The 14,347-nt window shown below is 42.4% G+C and carries 13 protein-coding genes and 2 pseudogenes; 7 read left to right on the top strand and 8 right to left on the bottom strand.

Features of this window, described 5'->3' with window-relative positions:
* Positions 1 to 832: 832 nt before the first annotated feature.
* A pseudogene (locus EIZ58_RS16035) lies at positions 833 to 1,689 on the bottom strand (manganese catalase).
* Between the two features lie 242 nt (positions 1,690 to 1,931).
* Positions 1,932 to 2,393: a DUF441 domain-containing protein gene (locus EIZ58_RS16030; protein WP_134701841.1), complete on the bottom strand. Its 462-nt coding sequence runs from the start codon at positions 2,391 to 2,393 to the stop codon at positions 1,932 to 1,934.
* A gap of 154 nt (positions 2,394 to 2,547) precedes the next feature.
* Here EIZ58_RS16030 and EIZ58_RS16025 point away from each other — a divergent pair, with 154 nt between their 5' ends.
* Entirely contained in the window at positions 2,548 to 4,104 is a 1,557-nt protein-coding gene (locus EIZ58_RS16025; protein WP_134701840.1) for an ArnT family glycosyltransferase, read from the top strand.
* Positions 4,105 to 4,125: 21 nt separating this feature from the next.
* On the opposite strand, the gene EIZ58_RS33485 is transcribed toward EIZ58_RS16025, so the two are convergent.
* Positions 4,126 to 4,272, bottom strand: coding sequence for a hypothetical protein (locus EIZ58_RS33485; RefSeq protein WP_167577750.1), 147 nt, complete (start codon positions 4,270 to 4,272; stop codon positions 4,126 to 4,128).
* Positions 4,273 to 4,434: 162 nt separating this feature from the next.
* Here EIZ58_RS33485 and EIZ58_RS16020 point away from each other — a divergent pair, with 162 nt between their 5' ends.
* From EIZ58_RS16020 to EIZ58_RS16000, 5 genes and pseudogenes are all read left to right on the top strand, one after another.
* Positions 4,435 to 5,127 (top strand): response regulator transcription factor, encoded by a 693-nt coding sequence (locus EIZ58_RS16020; protein ID WP_134701839.1) that lies wholly within the window; start codon positions 4,435 to 4,437, stop codon positions 5,125 to 5,127.
* A complete protein-coding gene (locus tag EIZ58_RS16015; RefSeq protein WP_370297701.1) occupies positions 5,124 to 6,575 on the top strand; it encodes a sensor histidine kinase in 1,452 nt (483 codons plus the stop codon). Before EIZ58_RS16020 ends, EIZ58_RS16015 begins: the two co-directional genes overlap by 4 nt.
* 103 nt (positions 6,576 to 6,678) lie before the next feature.
* Entirely contained in the window at positions 6,679 to 7,530 is an 852-nt protein-coding gene (locus tag EIZ58_RS16010) for a DUF72 domain-containing protein (RefSeq protein WP_134701838.1), read from the top strand.
* A gap of 100 nt (positions 7,531 to 7,630) precedes the next feature.
* Positions 7,631 to 8,206, top strand: a pseudogene (locus tag EIZ58_RS16005) (peptide-methionine (S)-S-oxide reductase); the annotation flags it as partial.
* A gap of 102 nt (positions 8,207 to 8,308) precedes the next feature.
* The gene (locus EIZ58_RS16000) at positions 8,309 to 9,622 is read left to right on the top strand and encodes a S8 family peptidase (RefSeq protein WP_134701836.1); all 1,314 of its coding nucleotides are present in this window, start codon (positions 8,309 to 8,311) and stop codon (positions 9,620 to 9,622) included.
* Between the two features lie 30 nt (positions 9,623 to 9,652).
* Here the strand turns inward: EIZ58_RS16000 and EIZ58_RS15995 are convergent, their stop codons facing one another.
* Positions 9,653 to 9,850 carry a hypothetical protein gene (locus EIZ58_RS15995; protein WP_134701835.1) on the bottom strand — a complete coding sequence of 66 codons (198 nt, stop codon included), beginning with the start codon at positions 9,848 to 9,850 and terminating at the stop codon, positions 9,653 to 9,655.
* A gap of 126 nt (positions 9,851 to 9,976) precedes the next feature.
* Here EIZ58_RS15995 and EIZ58_RS15990 point away from each other — a divergent pair, with 126 nt between their 5' ends.
* Entirely contained in the window at positions 9,977 to 10,306 is a 330-nt protein-coding gene (locus tag EIZ58_RS15990; protein WP_134701834.1) for a hypothetical protein, read from the top strand.
* Positions 10,307 to 10,327: 21 nt separating this feature from the next.
* On the opposite strand, the gene qoxD is transcribed toward EIZ58_RS15990, so the two are convergent.
* The 4 genes from qoxD to qoxA are packed head-to-tail and all read right to left on the bottom strand — an operon-like array spanning position 10,328 to position 14,124.
* Positions 10,328 to 10,627 carry a cytochrome aa3 quinol oxidase subunit IV gene (qoxD, locus tag EIZ58_RS15985; protein ID WP_134701833.1) on the bottom strand — a complete coding sequence of 100 codons (300 nt, stop codon included), beginning with the start codon at positions 10,625 to 10,627 and terminating at the stop codon, positions 10,328 to 10,330.
* Positions 10,628 to 11,233, bottom strand: a complete 606-nt coding sequence (gene qoxC / locus EIZ58_RS15980; protein WP_134701832.1) for a cytochrome aa3 quinol oxidase subunit III — start codon at positions 11,231 to 11,233, stop codon at positions 10,628 to 10,630. It lies immediately after the preceding gene.
* Positions 11,223 to 13,202 (bottom strand): cytochrome aa3 quinol oxidase subunit I, encoded by a 1,980-nt coding sequence (gene qoxB, locus EIZ58_RS15975; protein ID WP_134701831.1) that lies wholly within the window; start codon positions 13,200 to 13,202, stop codon positions 11,223 to 11,225. The genes qoxC and qoxB overlap by 11 nt, the downstream gene beginning before the upstream one ends.
* Positions 13,165 to 14,124, bottom strand: a complete 960-nt coding sequence (gene qoxA / locus EIZ58_RS15970) for a cytochrome aa3 quinol oxidase subunit II (RefSeq protein WP_134701830.1) — start codon at positions 14,122 to 14,124, stop codon at positions 13,165 to 13,167. The genes qoxB and qoxA overlap by 38 nt, the downstream gene beginning before the upstream one ends.
* Between the last annotated feature and the right edge of the window lie 223 nt (positions 14,125 to 14,347).

Genomic DNA, 14,347 nt, shown 5'->3' with positions numbered 1-14,347 from the left:
CTGGAGGCATGGAGGGCATCAAACGGTGGTTTTGGTGCCCTGATTAAGGCATCGGTAGGCCTGGCGGGCATCAAATCAAGTCCGTTTTCATGGTGTGTTCATCAGTATATAACGTCAAAATGCACAAAAAGGACTTCTCCCAACTGTTAGGTTGGAAAAAGTCCTATTTTTATTTTATCTGCCTAATGAAAATACCCCCTATAGGGTATTTTAAAAGACAAAATCAGCGAAAGTACACGGACAGTAAACATCTAAATTGGAAGCAAGAATGAGTAGACGGCGAATCTCCACTTATTGATTAAAATAGAGTAGGATTTCATTTTGTAGGTGGAAAAAATTCAACTATTAGCTCTGAAACCCAAATTTACAAGCTATTTTGAAGCTTTAGTTGTCGATTCTCCACTTATTTTACTTTTTTCTATCTAATTTTTTCGGATAAATGGACTTTTACCACTTATATTAACACCCTAACTCGATGCCCTCTGTGCTATCCCGCTCATTCACAAATCTTAAGAATACTTTGCGAATGAGCGTGTGGACGCTCGAAAAGAAATTTTGCACCCCATAACGGAACCCGGTAATGGTCCCTAAGTTCTTATTTAAATTTAGTAGTTTTCAGTTTACTACCGCACTCGCACTTAATCGTGTGCTTTAAGTTTTTAATTGGTGTTTGGCATTTATCGCATAGGATTAACTCCTGAATCATCATGATTACCCCTTATCTAAATGCTATTTGATATGATTACATTATATCTTCCGCTGAAAATAAAATCAATACTTATTTATAATAATAACATTTAAAGGAGCCTGCAAGGGATCCTTTTGAGAAACATTATTTCATGGGCGGTTGACTCGGCATCGATTTTTTCGGTAAAACAGGTAAAGTGTTATGTGTATAAGGAGGAGGAGGGGGTAATACAGGCTTCGGACCAAAAGGAACAGGTTGAGCGACATACTGGAATTGTCCAAGGCCATCTGGGGTAGGTCCTTGCGCCCATCTTCCAGTGGCGCTCTCTTCCCCGCGGGAGAGATTAAAAAGGCGTAGGAAACTTCTCTTTTCTCCAACTGGCGAGGGAATGTATTGGGAACGACCCGGCCTTCTCTTTCCTCTATTTCTGATATCGCTGCCAGCCATTGGTTTTGATGCATGGTGTCTCGAGCAATTAACCAAGAGAGCATATCTCTTACTCCACGATCTGTTGTCGCTTCGTATAATCTTACAGCTTGGAGTCTTCCGTGTGACTCTTTAGTAAGATTGGAGCGGAAATCAGCTAGAAGGTTACCGCTCGCGTCTACATATCGGGCATTCCATGGATATCCGACAGCATCAGCGGGCTGAGCGCCTAGTCCAGACACGATGTAGTGTTGCGGATTCATTCCCCCTAGAACTGCTGCAACCAGAGGGTCTTTAGAAACAAATTCGTCTTGGTGCTGTACAGGAGCTTTATCTAAAAGCCGTGCAATCATAGTGGCAATCATTTCAACATGAGCGAATTCTTCCATAGCTGTATCGAGGAGTAAGTCCTTATATTTTTCTTCACGAGCGTTTAGTCCCTGGAAAAAGTACTGCATGGCCACGGTTATTTCTCCATGTGCACCACCGATGATTTCTTGCAGCTTTTTTGCATATACGGGATCAGGACGTTCTGGTTTGGCTTGATACTGTAGCTCTTTGACATGATAAAACATTGAATCACCTTTTTCTGGTCTAGGTATATACACAAAATCACAGTATGCAGATAGGCGAAGACCCGTTCTAAAAAAAGAGACAAAAAAAGAACGGTAAGCCCATCCGTTCTCTTCTTGGATACCTTTGGTCAAGAGCCAAGCGTAGGGGAGCCAAAGGTATCGACCCCCATAAAGATAGTATTAGTCATATACGGTCGAAATGCTAAATAATCAAGGATAAGTTTCGGCAAAATGTGCCACAACTACCTTTCATTGGAGATCCCCCTATAGATCACGCTAAGCATGGCAGTTATCCCTGCAGCGGTGAGAGGGCCAACAGGAATTCCCCCTAAGAAAACAATCCCCATTATGGAACCAATCACTAATCCGACAATAAATTCGGGCTGGGTTCGCAGAATTTTCAATCCAAAACGATTAATATAAACGGCAAGTGCTCCACCAAGGAATGCGAACCAGCCCGTAGTGGACACAAAAATGTGATAAATGTTCTCTATTTGTATTTCACCTTCAGCAAAAGGAACAAGAATGACAATGGTTAGCATTAAGACACCCAGCTCTAATCCTCTTCTTTCGATGAGAGGAAAAAAGCGCTCAAGCGAACAAAGCTTCATGACCAAAAGACAGCTAGCTGCTATGGTAATGATGCTGGATTTAGAAAATAGGCCAATAATCATTAAGAGTACAAGTAGTAGTTCACCGTTCATAGCGCTCCTTTTTTTACCAGAGAATCACCTATATTTAATCTATGAATGCTTGTCTCCAATCATACTCATGGAGATGGACTTTCCAAAGAAAATGAAATCGGGGATAGATATAGAAAAAAATGGGATTCTATAAAAAGAAAAAAGCGGAAAGACGGTGAAATTGTTGAAAAAGGAAGCTTGGATTTGTATTGCATTATTCATTGTAGCTTTTGCAGTCCGTCTGCCTTATCTGTTCGATGTACCGCGCTTCATAGACGAGTGGCGCGAAGTGGGACTTGCTGCTCAGATAGCTAGAGGCGAGGTTTGGCCCTTGCACAATACATCACATGATATTGGGCCCCTTCATAACTATGTGTTAGCGGGACTCTTTAAGGCTTTCGGCCATTCCTTGTATATTCCAAGATTGTATGTAACTACACTTAGTGCCTTCACAGTGGTCATAACCTACTGGATAGCAAGACAATGGCTGAGTACCCGTTTGTCTTTGGTAGCTGCATTGCTTCTGGCTACCAATAGCATGCATATACTTGTTACCCACATGGCCTGGTCGAATGATACCACTCCATTCTTTGTCTCTCTAGCGGTGCTGTTAACACTTAGGAGCCTAGGTCAAAAAAAGCTTTCCTCTTGGGCTTGGGCGGGGGTGGTATGGGCATTAGCGCTTCAATCTCACCCATCTGTAATCGCGGCCATTGTGGGAGTTCTGCTAATAATATGGCGTGAAGAAAGGCTAAAAACGTTTTTCCTTGCTTTAATACTCGGCTATAGCAATATGATTGTACATAATATTCTTACGCCATTGGATTCGATTCTGTGGGTAAAGAGAAAGGATTATGCTTTATATCCAGAGTGGTCCTTAAAAGCTTACTTCATGAACATTTACGAGATGGCTAATGAATTCTTTCGTTCTTTATCAAGTGCCTTTCCAAATGGAGACGGATGGACTCATCTTGTAAGCATGCTCGTCTTCATAGTATTTGTGATTGCTTTCATCGAGGGGACTAGAAAACTGTGGTCATCTAATGGCGGAAGTCTTGTAATCTCCATTATTGTTTTGAGTTTTCTTGTCATACCACTCCTCAATGATCAATATAAATTTTATGTTTGGACACGTTATATTGCCTATCTGTTTCCATTAGGCTTTGTCATAATCGCCAAGGGATTACAATCCTTTATCGCTTACATCCTTACGTGCTCCACCTCTATGATACGGCAAAGTAGACGAATAGCGGCTGTCGGGTTAGTTGTAACGCTTAGTCTTCCTTTATACCACTTTTATCAGTATGCTGAGATCTATATTGAGTCCGGGAGAGATAATTCCGCCGAGTTTCAAGCAGTCTCAAGCGTGCAAAGCAAGAATAGCGAGCATGCGGCCCCAGTAGTGGTAGATAAACAAGTCAAGCAAGCCGAAGCCGTAAGCAAGATGCTTAGAGTAAAGGGATTTTCTAGTCCGCTTGTCGGCATTGACCCGAACGAGGTAAGGGAGGCTGTGGCTTTCAATGAAGGTGGTAAACATGATGCAGAGTTTTATTTGAGATGGAAAAGAACATTCCAATCAAACGATAGCGATACATGGTATATCTTGTCCTTATCGAATAAAGAAAAGCTGACTAAGTTTTTCCATATTGAGTGGAGGAATGAAGAGATTGTACAGGGTAAAGGGGGCAAGCAGACCTACTTCATTGGTCAGGTATCCTCTGTCGCCGAGTAGGACTGCTTATTTCAAGCATGGTTAGTCTTCGTGCATTTCGCCGGTCTTCGGATTATATAAATTAATCCATTCATGTAATTGATGGATATAAACTTCAAGTCCGTTTTCAACACCTATATATACCCATTCTTCTCCCAATATTTTTAGCTTATGAGCCGTTCCTGTCATTCTCTTTCACTTTCCTTTCTGCACGTGGTCATACTTTGGTCATAAATTGGGCATCTATCACGAATATAATATCATAACCCCAAATAGGGTCATAGGGAATCTCATGAAGTTAAGCCATGCGAGTCCCTATTTTTCTTTGTAATTAAAAGGAAGGTGAATATCATGTCCACCATTACCGTGTTAATGGCTGATGATGATCCTAATATTCGTGAATTTGTTCGGCTATACCTTGTAAAGCAACAAATGGAGATGCTTGAGGTTGATAATGGCCATTCAGCGGTTCAATTAGTTAAGCAGAATTCTCCAGACTTTGTCATATTGGATATTATGATGCCGGAACTAGATGGTTTTGATGCATGCCGTGAAATACGCAAGTTTTCAGATGTGCCCATTATTATGCTAACAGCTAAAGAAGAGGAATTTGATCGTGTCTTAGGATTAGAGCTTGGAGCAGATGATTATATTACGAAGCCGTTTAGTCCAAGAGAACTAGTGGCACGTATGAAAGCCATTTTGCGCCGGATGCAGCAAAAACCTGTATTAGAGGAGGATATCCAGGCCTTACAGTTTGGAAATTTAACGATAGATAGTTTGCGCAGGGAGGTTACGATAGCTGGGGAGGTCGTTGCATTCAGACCCAAGGAATTTGAACTGTTAATCCATATGGCAAAATCCCCAGGAATTGTCTTTACGAGAGAACAACTCTTAGAACAAATATGGGGCTATGATTTTTTTGGGGACATCCGAACCGTAGATGTTCATGTAAAGAAAATAAGACAAAAGCTAGGCGGCATGGATCAGCCCATTATTCACACGATGTGGGGAGTAGGCTATAAATTTGAGGTGACGGGATGATTGATTGGAAGAATAAAAGCTTGTTCCGGAGACTCTTGTTAAGCTACTTAATGATCGTCTTAATCGGTTTGGGGTTTGTAGGATTTACGATCTCCTGGTTCGCAAAGGGACATATCTACAAGGCTACTCAAGAAGAGTTATTGCGAAAGGCAAAGCAGGTCAATATGGCCATTCAGCATACTTCAAAACTAGGAGAATCCCAGACGGAATTACTTGCTTTTCTCGACCAATCTTTTAATACCCGAATTTGGGTATTTGATCTCAGTGGCAGAATCATGGCGACTTCCACCAAGGACGAAGTGTTTATAGGCAAGTCAGTTGCCAATAGCATCGTAAGTCGAATTTCAAAAGGGCAGGATGTCCAGACGGAGCTGCAGTTCGATGGACTAAAAAACCCTATGCTCTCTGTTGTTGTACCATGGGGTAAAAAGGATGAGATTTATGGCGGTATTGTTCTGCATGCCCCTGTAGAAGGATTGACTGAGACTTTTCGATACATTAGGGAAACGATAGTATGGGCTACCTTGTTTGGTGTCTTATTAACAACCACGCTGGTTTCCTATCTGTCCTGGTCGATCTCACGTCCTTTGCGAAACATTGAACGGACCGCTTCGGCCATCGAAAAAGGGAACTATAAGCAACGGGTTCATATTGAACATCCTGCAGAGATTGCCGATCTTGCTGATACGATTAACAGTTTGGCAGAAAAGCTGGAACAGGTTGAAAATAATCAGAAAAAAGAAGAAAAAATACGCAACGATTTTCTAACTAACATCTCCCATGAGTTGCGAACTCCTCTCACCGCTATGCAAGGGTTTCTCGAGGCCCTTCTTGATGATTTGGTCGAAGAAGAAGAAATGAAAAAGAAGTATTATGACATCATGTATCAGGAAGCTATGCACCTTAATCGCTTAGTTGACGATCTTATGGACTTGATCAAGCTGCAGAATAACGACGTTACCTTGTTTAAGACGCCGGTTGACATAAACGAGGTCATGTCGAAGGTAAGCTCGATCTTCTCGAAAGAAGCAGAAGAGAAGGGGAACGAGCTCATTGTTCGTGTTAAAAATGATCTGCCAAGAATTCACGCGGACAAGGACAGAATCATGCAGATCCTAAAGAATTTAGTTAAAAATGCAGTAAAATTTACAGAAAATGGAGAAATTGTCCTTAGCGCACAAAAGGATGGGGAATACTTACAAGTCAGTGTATCCGATACGGGAATTGGAATTAGCGAAGATGATCTTGACTTGGTATGGGAGCGTTTCTTTAAAGGAGATCGCGTCCGATCAAAAACAAATAAAGGAACCGGGTTAGGCCTCGCGATCGTAAAGGAATTGGTTAACATGCACCAAGGAAGAATTACAGTAACCAGTCAATTAGGCAAAGGAACGAGCTTTACATTCTGGATACCAACCGTAGAAAAGTCAGTCAACGATGAAAGCTAGTTACTAGAGAAGCCATCACTGCTCTTAGATGGCTTCTTTTCTATGAGTTGACGTCCTCCTATGCTATACTTTCTTTAATCTTTTAAAGAGGGATGAGGAATGAATGATTAGGATTGGTTTAACAGGTTGGGGCGATCATGATGACTTATACCAGGATGGTGTACCGAATCGGAAGAAACTCCAAAGGTATAGCCAGCACTTCTCGGTTGTGGAGGTCGACAGTTCGTTTTACGCGATCCAATCTAGAGAGAGTTATCAAAAATGGGCTGAGAAAACCCCGCCAGAATTCTTTTTCGTAATTAAAGCGTATCAAGGAATGACAGGTCATTTGCGCGGTAAAAATCCCTTTCCGTCAGCTGATGAAATGTTTATGAGTTTTATTGCATCGATACAGCCGGTTGTGGAGGCTTGCAAATTAAAGGCTATCCTTTTTCAGTTTCCACCTTGGTTTGATTGTACAAAAACTAACGTAGATACATTAAAAGCGGTAAAGCGTAAGATGGGTAGTCTCCCTGTTGCACTTGAGTTTCGTCACCAAAGCTGGTTCACGCCTAAATTTAAGGATAAGACGCTTTCTTTTATGCAGAAAGAGGGATGGATCCATAGCATTTGCGATGAACCACAGGCTGGAGAAGGTTCAATTCCTATCGTCCTACAATCGACACTCGAAGATTTGGCAATTGTTCGTTTTCATGGAAGGAATGTACAAGGGTGGACAAGTTCAGGGAATGCGAATTGGAGAGAGGTGCGATATCTTTATCATTACAGCCGGCAAGAACTGGCTGAATGGGTAGACAGGTTAGGTGAGCTCAGTAAGGATACAAGAGAAATCATCGTTCTATTCAATAATAACTCTGGCGGTCATGCCGTGTCTAATGCCATGGATCTGATGGATCTTTTGGGCCAGGAGTATCTTAAGCTGAATCAACCACCGGATCAATTGGAGTTATTCTAATCGGTTAACATAATAATTATTATGTATTAAAAAGGAGAGAAGATAAATGAGCCATCTAATTGAAACGGTTACGTTTGGCATGGGTTGATTCTGGGGCCCGGATGCCCGGTTCGGTCATCTATCTGGAGTTATTCGCACTCGTGTGGGTTATGCTGGAGGAACAAAGGAAAATCCATCGTATCGGGAGATGGGAGATCATACAGAAGTACTCCAGGTGGAGTTTAACCCGCATGTGATTAGATTTGAAGACATTTTGGATGTGTTTTTTGGCAATCATAACCCCTCGAGGCTAGGGATAAAACCGCGCCAGTATATGTCCATCCTTCTTTATCATACGGAAGTACAAAGAGTGAAGATTTTAGAAAAGAAGAGCGAATGGGAGCAGACCCTTACGGGGGTGATCCAGACAGAAATCTCGCCATTTAAAGCCTTTTATCAAGCTGAAGACTATCACCAAAAATATTATTTAAAAAGATATAAATCTGCTACCGAGGCTTTAAACATTCATTTTCCTTCACATGAAGAGTTTATGCAATCTACCCTTGTTGCAAGGTTAAATGGATTTGTCAAAGGCTATGGGACTCTCGAAGGCATTAGGAGAGAAATACAAGAATGGGGGCTAGATGAAAGTGAACAGGAGACCCTTTGGAAGCTAGTTAAGTCGTTGAAATGGTAAGAGCGCCCATTTATCAATGATTAGGTAAACACCGCTTCCTCCTTATTCATAGATTCATAGAATATATAGACCCTATGAACTAATGATTAGGAGGGAGATAAATTGCTTGGATTTTCGATGATTCAAACAGCAAGACAATATGCTTCGAAACTAGATAGTCCTTTGCGAAATAAACTGGTGAATCTTTACCGTCCCTTTCGCTGGGTACCCTGCTTCTTGCATAAACCTCTTGAAAAAAGCTTAAAGCTTACAAAAAAATTTCCTGTGGTGATCGAATTCGAGGATGGAGACTGCCTTTCTTCTGTTCAGGAAGTCGAGGAAACCATGAAGAGAACCCTGTTTTGCGAATACAAACACTATTATTCTAGTATTTCCTGTTGCTCTGTTGTGACCACGCCTGCGGCCTTAGAAGAGCTTCTCAAAAACTGTCATGGGATTAAGAAGATTCATGATGACAGGGCAGTCCAAGCTTTTCTGAACGTGGCTACGCCAACTATAGGCGGCACTACCTTACACCAAAATGGATTAACAGGCGAAGGGGTTACCATCGCTGTCCTGGATACGGGTATCTATGCTCACCCAGATCTTGCTAATCGTATGACAACATTTGTCGACTTTATTAACAATCGGGATCAGGCCTATGATGATAATGGACATGGCACCCACTGTGCGGGAGATGCGGCCGGGGATGGTACGGCTTCGGATGGGCTCTATAAAGGACCCGCTCCAAGGGCTCATGTTATCGGAGTAAAAGTGCTAGATAAGCTAGGATCAGGCTCGCTTTCCACCGTCATTGCGGGTGTGGATTGGTGTATTCAAAACAAGGAAAGGTATGGAATTGATATTATTTCCATGTCATTGGGAAGTACAGCCACCGGTCCCGCCGCTGACGATCCGATGGTTAGAGCGGTAGAACGAGCATGGAACGCAGGGATTGTTGTCTGTGTAGCTGCAGGGAATGAAGGTCCGCGAAGAGGCTCCATCGCCAGCCCGGGAATTAGTCCTAGGGTTATCACCGTTGGAGCCATGGATGACCGTAATACAGAAAGTAGAGCAGATGATATTATAGCGGACTTCTCCAGCCGGGGTCCTACGCCAGATCAAGCTACGAAGCCTGACTTATTAGCGCCAGGAGTTGCGATAGTCTCTCTGCGTTCCCCTAATTCCTACCTCGATAAGCTTCAAAAGTCTAGTCGGGTAGCAACCAACTACTTTGTCCTCTCTGGTACCTCCATGGCAACTCCTATTTGTGCAGGAGCTGTCGCTTTAATTATCCAACATCTCCAAAACAATGGAATTGCCTATACACCAGATTCAGTCAAAACCATTCTTCTCAATTCTGTGGAGGATCGCGGGTTACACCCATATGATCAAGGTCGTGGTTACCTCGATTTAAATCAACTTCCGCTAAGCTGATAGGGGAGAGGCTGCAGCCTCTTCTCTTTGTCATTTTCTGATAACAATGGACTCATCATCATGTTGTATCGACGGGTCTACTGGAAAATGGGGATCTTCGTTATCTCCTGCATTTCTGTCTCTATTCTCAATGTGATAGCGTGTAGGCTGAATGGGTTCTTCATATGTCCCACAACCAGTCAGAATAGGGAAAAGGATAAAGAAAAAGGAGAAAAGCTTCCTCACCATACAAAACCTCCAAAAATGTGTTCTATGAATAGTATTTGTCAAGTTTAATTATGTAACAAATCTGTGAAAAGAATTTGACAAAATTGTGAACTTGGATAAAATAAAGATAAGGGGGGTTGAATAACGATGAACGTACAACAGAGTAAAGCACTTTTACATATTAAAAGAATTACCCTTATTGGACTAATAATAGGTTTTACTATTTTTATATCCAGCTTCTTTGTAAGCGGTACCGAAAGTCGATATTTCCTTTTTATTGGCCTGAGCGTCATGGTATCTTTCATGATTATTTTTGGGTTTGGAATGTTCTTAGCGCTGATTGAAGATGCTGACTTGAACAGGGAGAGGGTTTCTTCGACAACTCCTGCCCAACCGAAGCTCACGCTTGTAGTTAGTAATCCTAAACGATACAGCAGTGTAGAATCGAAGTATATAAGAAAAAAAACCAGCTCATAAAATTGAGCTGGTTTTTGTGTTTTAGTGGGTATGGGTCCCAAGAGTCATGACCCAGATCGTTCCAAACACGATGACAATTGCACAGAAGAGACTATACAACATGTTGATGATATTTGTTTTTCCATCTTCGCCCTCACTTACATGCATGAACATGAAGAGCTGCAAGCCGGCTTGAATCAGAGCCAAAGTACCGATAATGGCCATAATCATGCCGAAGGATAATGAAGTTTTCAAAGCAATGAATCCTGCTCCAAACGTAAGAACCAAAGAGAGGAACAAGCCGAAAATCTGTGATTTAGGAAAACCTGCTGTTTGTCTCATTTAAGCCACCGCCCCTTTTAGATACACGAAGGTGTAAATAAAGATCCATACGACATCAAGAAAGTGCCAGTATAAACCGATAATGAATACCTTCCGAGCCGTATCAGAGGTCAAGCCTCTTTTCTTAATTTGAACCATAATCGCGATCGCCCAGCAGATACCTAGCGTCACGTGAAGTCCATGAGTACCAAGTAAGGCAAAGAAGCTAGAGAAAGCGGCACTGGTCTGAATCGTTGCTCCTGCATGAATATAGTGCAAGAACTCTCGGATCTCCATGAAAAGGAATCCTGCTCCAAGACCCAAGGTGATGATCAACCAGGTCATGAGCCCCTTCACATTATGGCGACGCATTTCAAAGATCGCGATACCGCAAGTAAAACTACTTACCAAGAGCAGTACGGTTTGAATATACACATCCTGCATGACGATAAGATCCTTTAAAATCGGACCATCAGCAAAACGAGTTCCTAATACGCCATAAACCCCGAATAGTGTGGCAAACAAAACGATTTCTGCTCCAAGAAAAATCCAAAATCCTAAGATGTTCATTTGGTTTTGGAGGGTCTGGTATTCCAAAGGCAAGGCCGTATTGACTTTAGCTGACATGGGTGTTCACCTCTCCTTCTACCTTTCTCCATGTGCGCTCGGTTTCCGCAACTTCTTCGACATGAACATGGTAGCCCTGATCATAATCGAAGGAGCGAATGAGTAATCCGGCTACAATTCCAATAGCAGCAATCGCTGCGGCAAGATGCCATTCAAAGACGAGTAGGAAGCCTGCAATCGTAAATACTACAAACATAAAGAAGGGGAGTCCAGAATTGCTCGGCATATGAATCTCTTCAAGCTCTTTGGCTTGTAGAGCTAGACTATCCTTGTTCTTTTTCATCTCCCAGAAAGCATCAAGCTTCTTTACTTCAGGCAGAGTTGCGAAGTTATAGTACTGAACAGGGTTTGTCGTTGCCCACTCCAGCGTTCTTGCATCCCATGGGTCATGAGAGATATTGCGATCTGCGTATCTTGCACTCCAATAGATGTTATAGCAGAATACCGCAAATCCTGCGGCAAGAATGATGGAACCTATAGCTGAAACTAAGAACAGGGATGCGAATCCAGATTCCATTGAAAACGTATAGGCGCGTCGTACAGCACCTTTTAATCCTAAGAAGAACATAGGCATGAAGGTTACGTTAAAACCTATGACGAACAGCCAGAAATGCCATTTACCCAGCTTTTCATTGAGCATGTGACCAAACATCTTTGGCCACCAGTAGTAAAGTCCAGCAAATACCGCAAACACGACACCCGGAATCAATACATAGTGGAAGTGTGCGACTAAGAACAAGGTGTTGTGATATTGGTAATCTGCTGCAGCCATAGCCAGCATGACTCCTGTCACGCCTCCAATTACAAAGTTGGGTACGAAGGCTAGAGCCCATAACATCGCTGTTGTAAATTGGATGCGACCTTTTCTCATAGTAAACAGCCAGTTAAAGATTTTTACACCTGTTGGAACGGCAATCAGCATCGTCGTGATGGAGAAGAAAGAATTGATTGCTGGTCCTGAACCCATAGTGTAGAAGTGGTGAACCCATACGACCATACTAAGTCCAGCAATGGCTACAATGGAATAAACCATCGTCTTATATCCATAAAGCGTCTTGCGAGAGAAGGTAGAAATCACCTCAGAAAAAATCCCGAAAGCTGGTAAAGCTACGATATATACCTCAGGATGACCCCACAGCCAGAATAGGTTGGCCCAGAGCATATCCATCCCACCGCCAGACAAGGTGAAGAAGTGAGTTCCATACAATCGGTCTAAGGTCATTAAGGCAAGGGCCACGGTAAAGATTGGGAAAGCAGCAACAATGATGATGGATGTCACAAAAGAAGTCCATGTGAACATCGGCATCTTCATCAAGGTCATACCTTTGGTTCTCATCTTCAGAACCGTTACAATAAAGTTAATACCAGACATCAAGGTACCAATCCCGGCAATTTGCAGGGCTACAGCATAGTAATTATTTCCGATCCCTGGACTAAATTCTTTCCCTGCTAGAGGGAAATAAGAAGTCCAACCGGCATCAGGGGATCCTCCGACAACGAAGGAAATATTGAAGAGTGCAGCTCCACTTAAGAACAGCCAAAAGCTTAATGCATTTAACTGAGGGAAAGCAACATCCCTTGCTCCAATCTGAAGCGGCACGATGACGTTCATTATCCCGATAAGAAACGGCATGGCCACGAAAAGAATCATGATTACGCCGTGCGTAGTAAAAATCTCGTTATAGTGCTGTGCATTTAGGAATTCCATTTCTGGTCTGGAGGTTTGAACCTTCATTAAGAGTCCGTCAATCCCTCCACGGAAAAACATAAGAACAGCGGTAAGAATATACATAATCCCGATTTTCTTATGATCAACAGTTGTGATCCATTCTCTCCATAACCAACCCCATCTCTTCAGATAGGTGACTAGAGCCACAGCTCCAATCCCGGATAAAACCATAGATATGAAAGCTCCTAAGAGGAGCGGATCATTAATGACTAGAATGTGGTCCCACTGGATGTTGCTCATGGTGTTCACCTCCGTTATTGTTTTTATCAAAGATTTTTCCTGGGTATCCATGCTCTAAACGGTATAATTCAGGATTGCTATAGGTTCTTGATCCTGGTTTAGAATGGTCAACCCACTCTAGATGGGTATTGCTAAAGGTTAAGCGGCCTAAGTGAGTCGGCTTTAACAGTTCTTCGTATTTTTCTTCTGTTAATTCAGGGGCGGTTTCTTTCACATCTTGTACCCACTTCTCAAAGTCTTTTTCCGTTTGAGCTAGCACCTCGAATTCCATCTCCGTATAGCCGCGCCCATTAAAATTCGTGTTCTTTCCTAGGTAGGAACCCGGACGATCCGCAACAAGGTACATTTGGTTTTCTGATTTATTCATTGTATATTTTTGCCCACCTAACGCAGGAATCCAGAAGGATTGCATCGTGGTAGCTGATGTTAAGCGGAAATCAATCGGTGTGCCGGCAGGAATGTTGAGGTAGTTAACCGTCTCAATCCCTTGCTCAGGATAACTGAAGATCCACTTCCAATCCGCGGATGTTACGTGAATCGTAATGGGCTCTTTATCTTCATAGCCTTTTGGCACGTCTTCCAGTGCATAAAGGGTTGTAACCGTCGGTATGGTTAAGGCGATAACAATCAGAAGAGGAATCACTGTCCATGTAATCTCCATTACCGTACTTCCATGCTCTTCTGGCGGCTCATAATCTTTATTTTCAGGGGTTGCACGGTACTTCCAAACAATGTAGCCAAATAGCACAAAAACCACCGCAACGACTAGGGCCATCCAAATAAGGGACCAGTTAATGAGATCTAGGATGCTTTGGGCAACAGGGCCCTCAGGCTGAAAAACAACCATGTTAGTACTGCATCCTGTTAGCAAGACCAGGGAGAACAAGGTGATAAGGGTGAACCAAGAAGCTTTAACCTTCATTTTTCTCAACTCCTTTTTTGGGAACAGAAAATTATGTGAAACTATTCACAAAACGCACGAAAAAATATATTGTGCATTCAATCACATACCTGTTGAAAAAATCTAAGTTGTAAAGTTTTCGTTCATATGGTGATTGGTTTGTTAAAACTATACTCACTGTGTAAATACATCATATCACAGACCCAGCCGAAAATTTGTTACGAATCTTGGTCTAAATTGTTAC

It is taken from the genome of Ammoniphilus sp. YIM 78166 (genome assembly GCF_004522215.1).
Lineage (GTDB): Bacteria > Bacillota > Bacilli > Aneurinibacillales > RAOX-1 > YIM-78166.
Note: the sequence above shows the minus strand (reverse complement) of the source record. Positions and strands in the feature narration are given on the sequence as shown.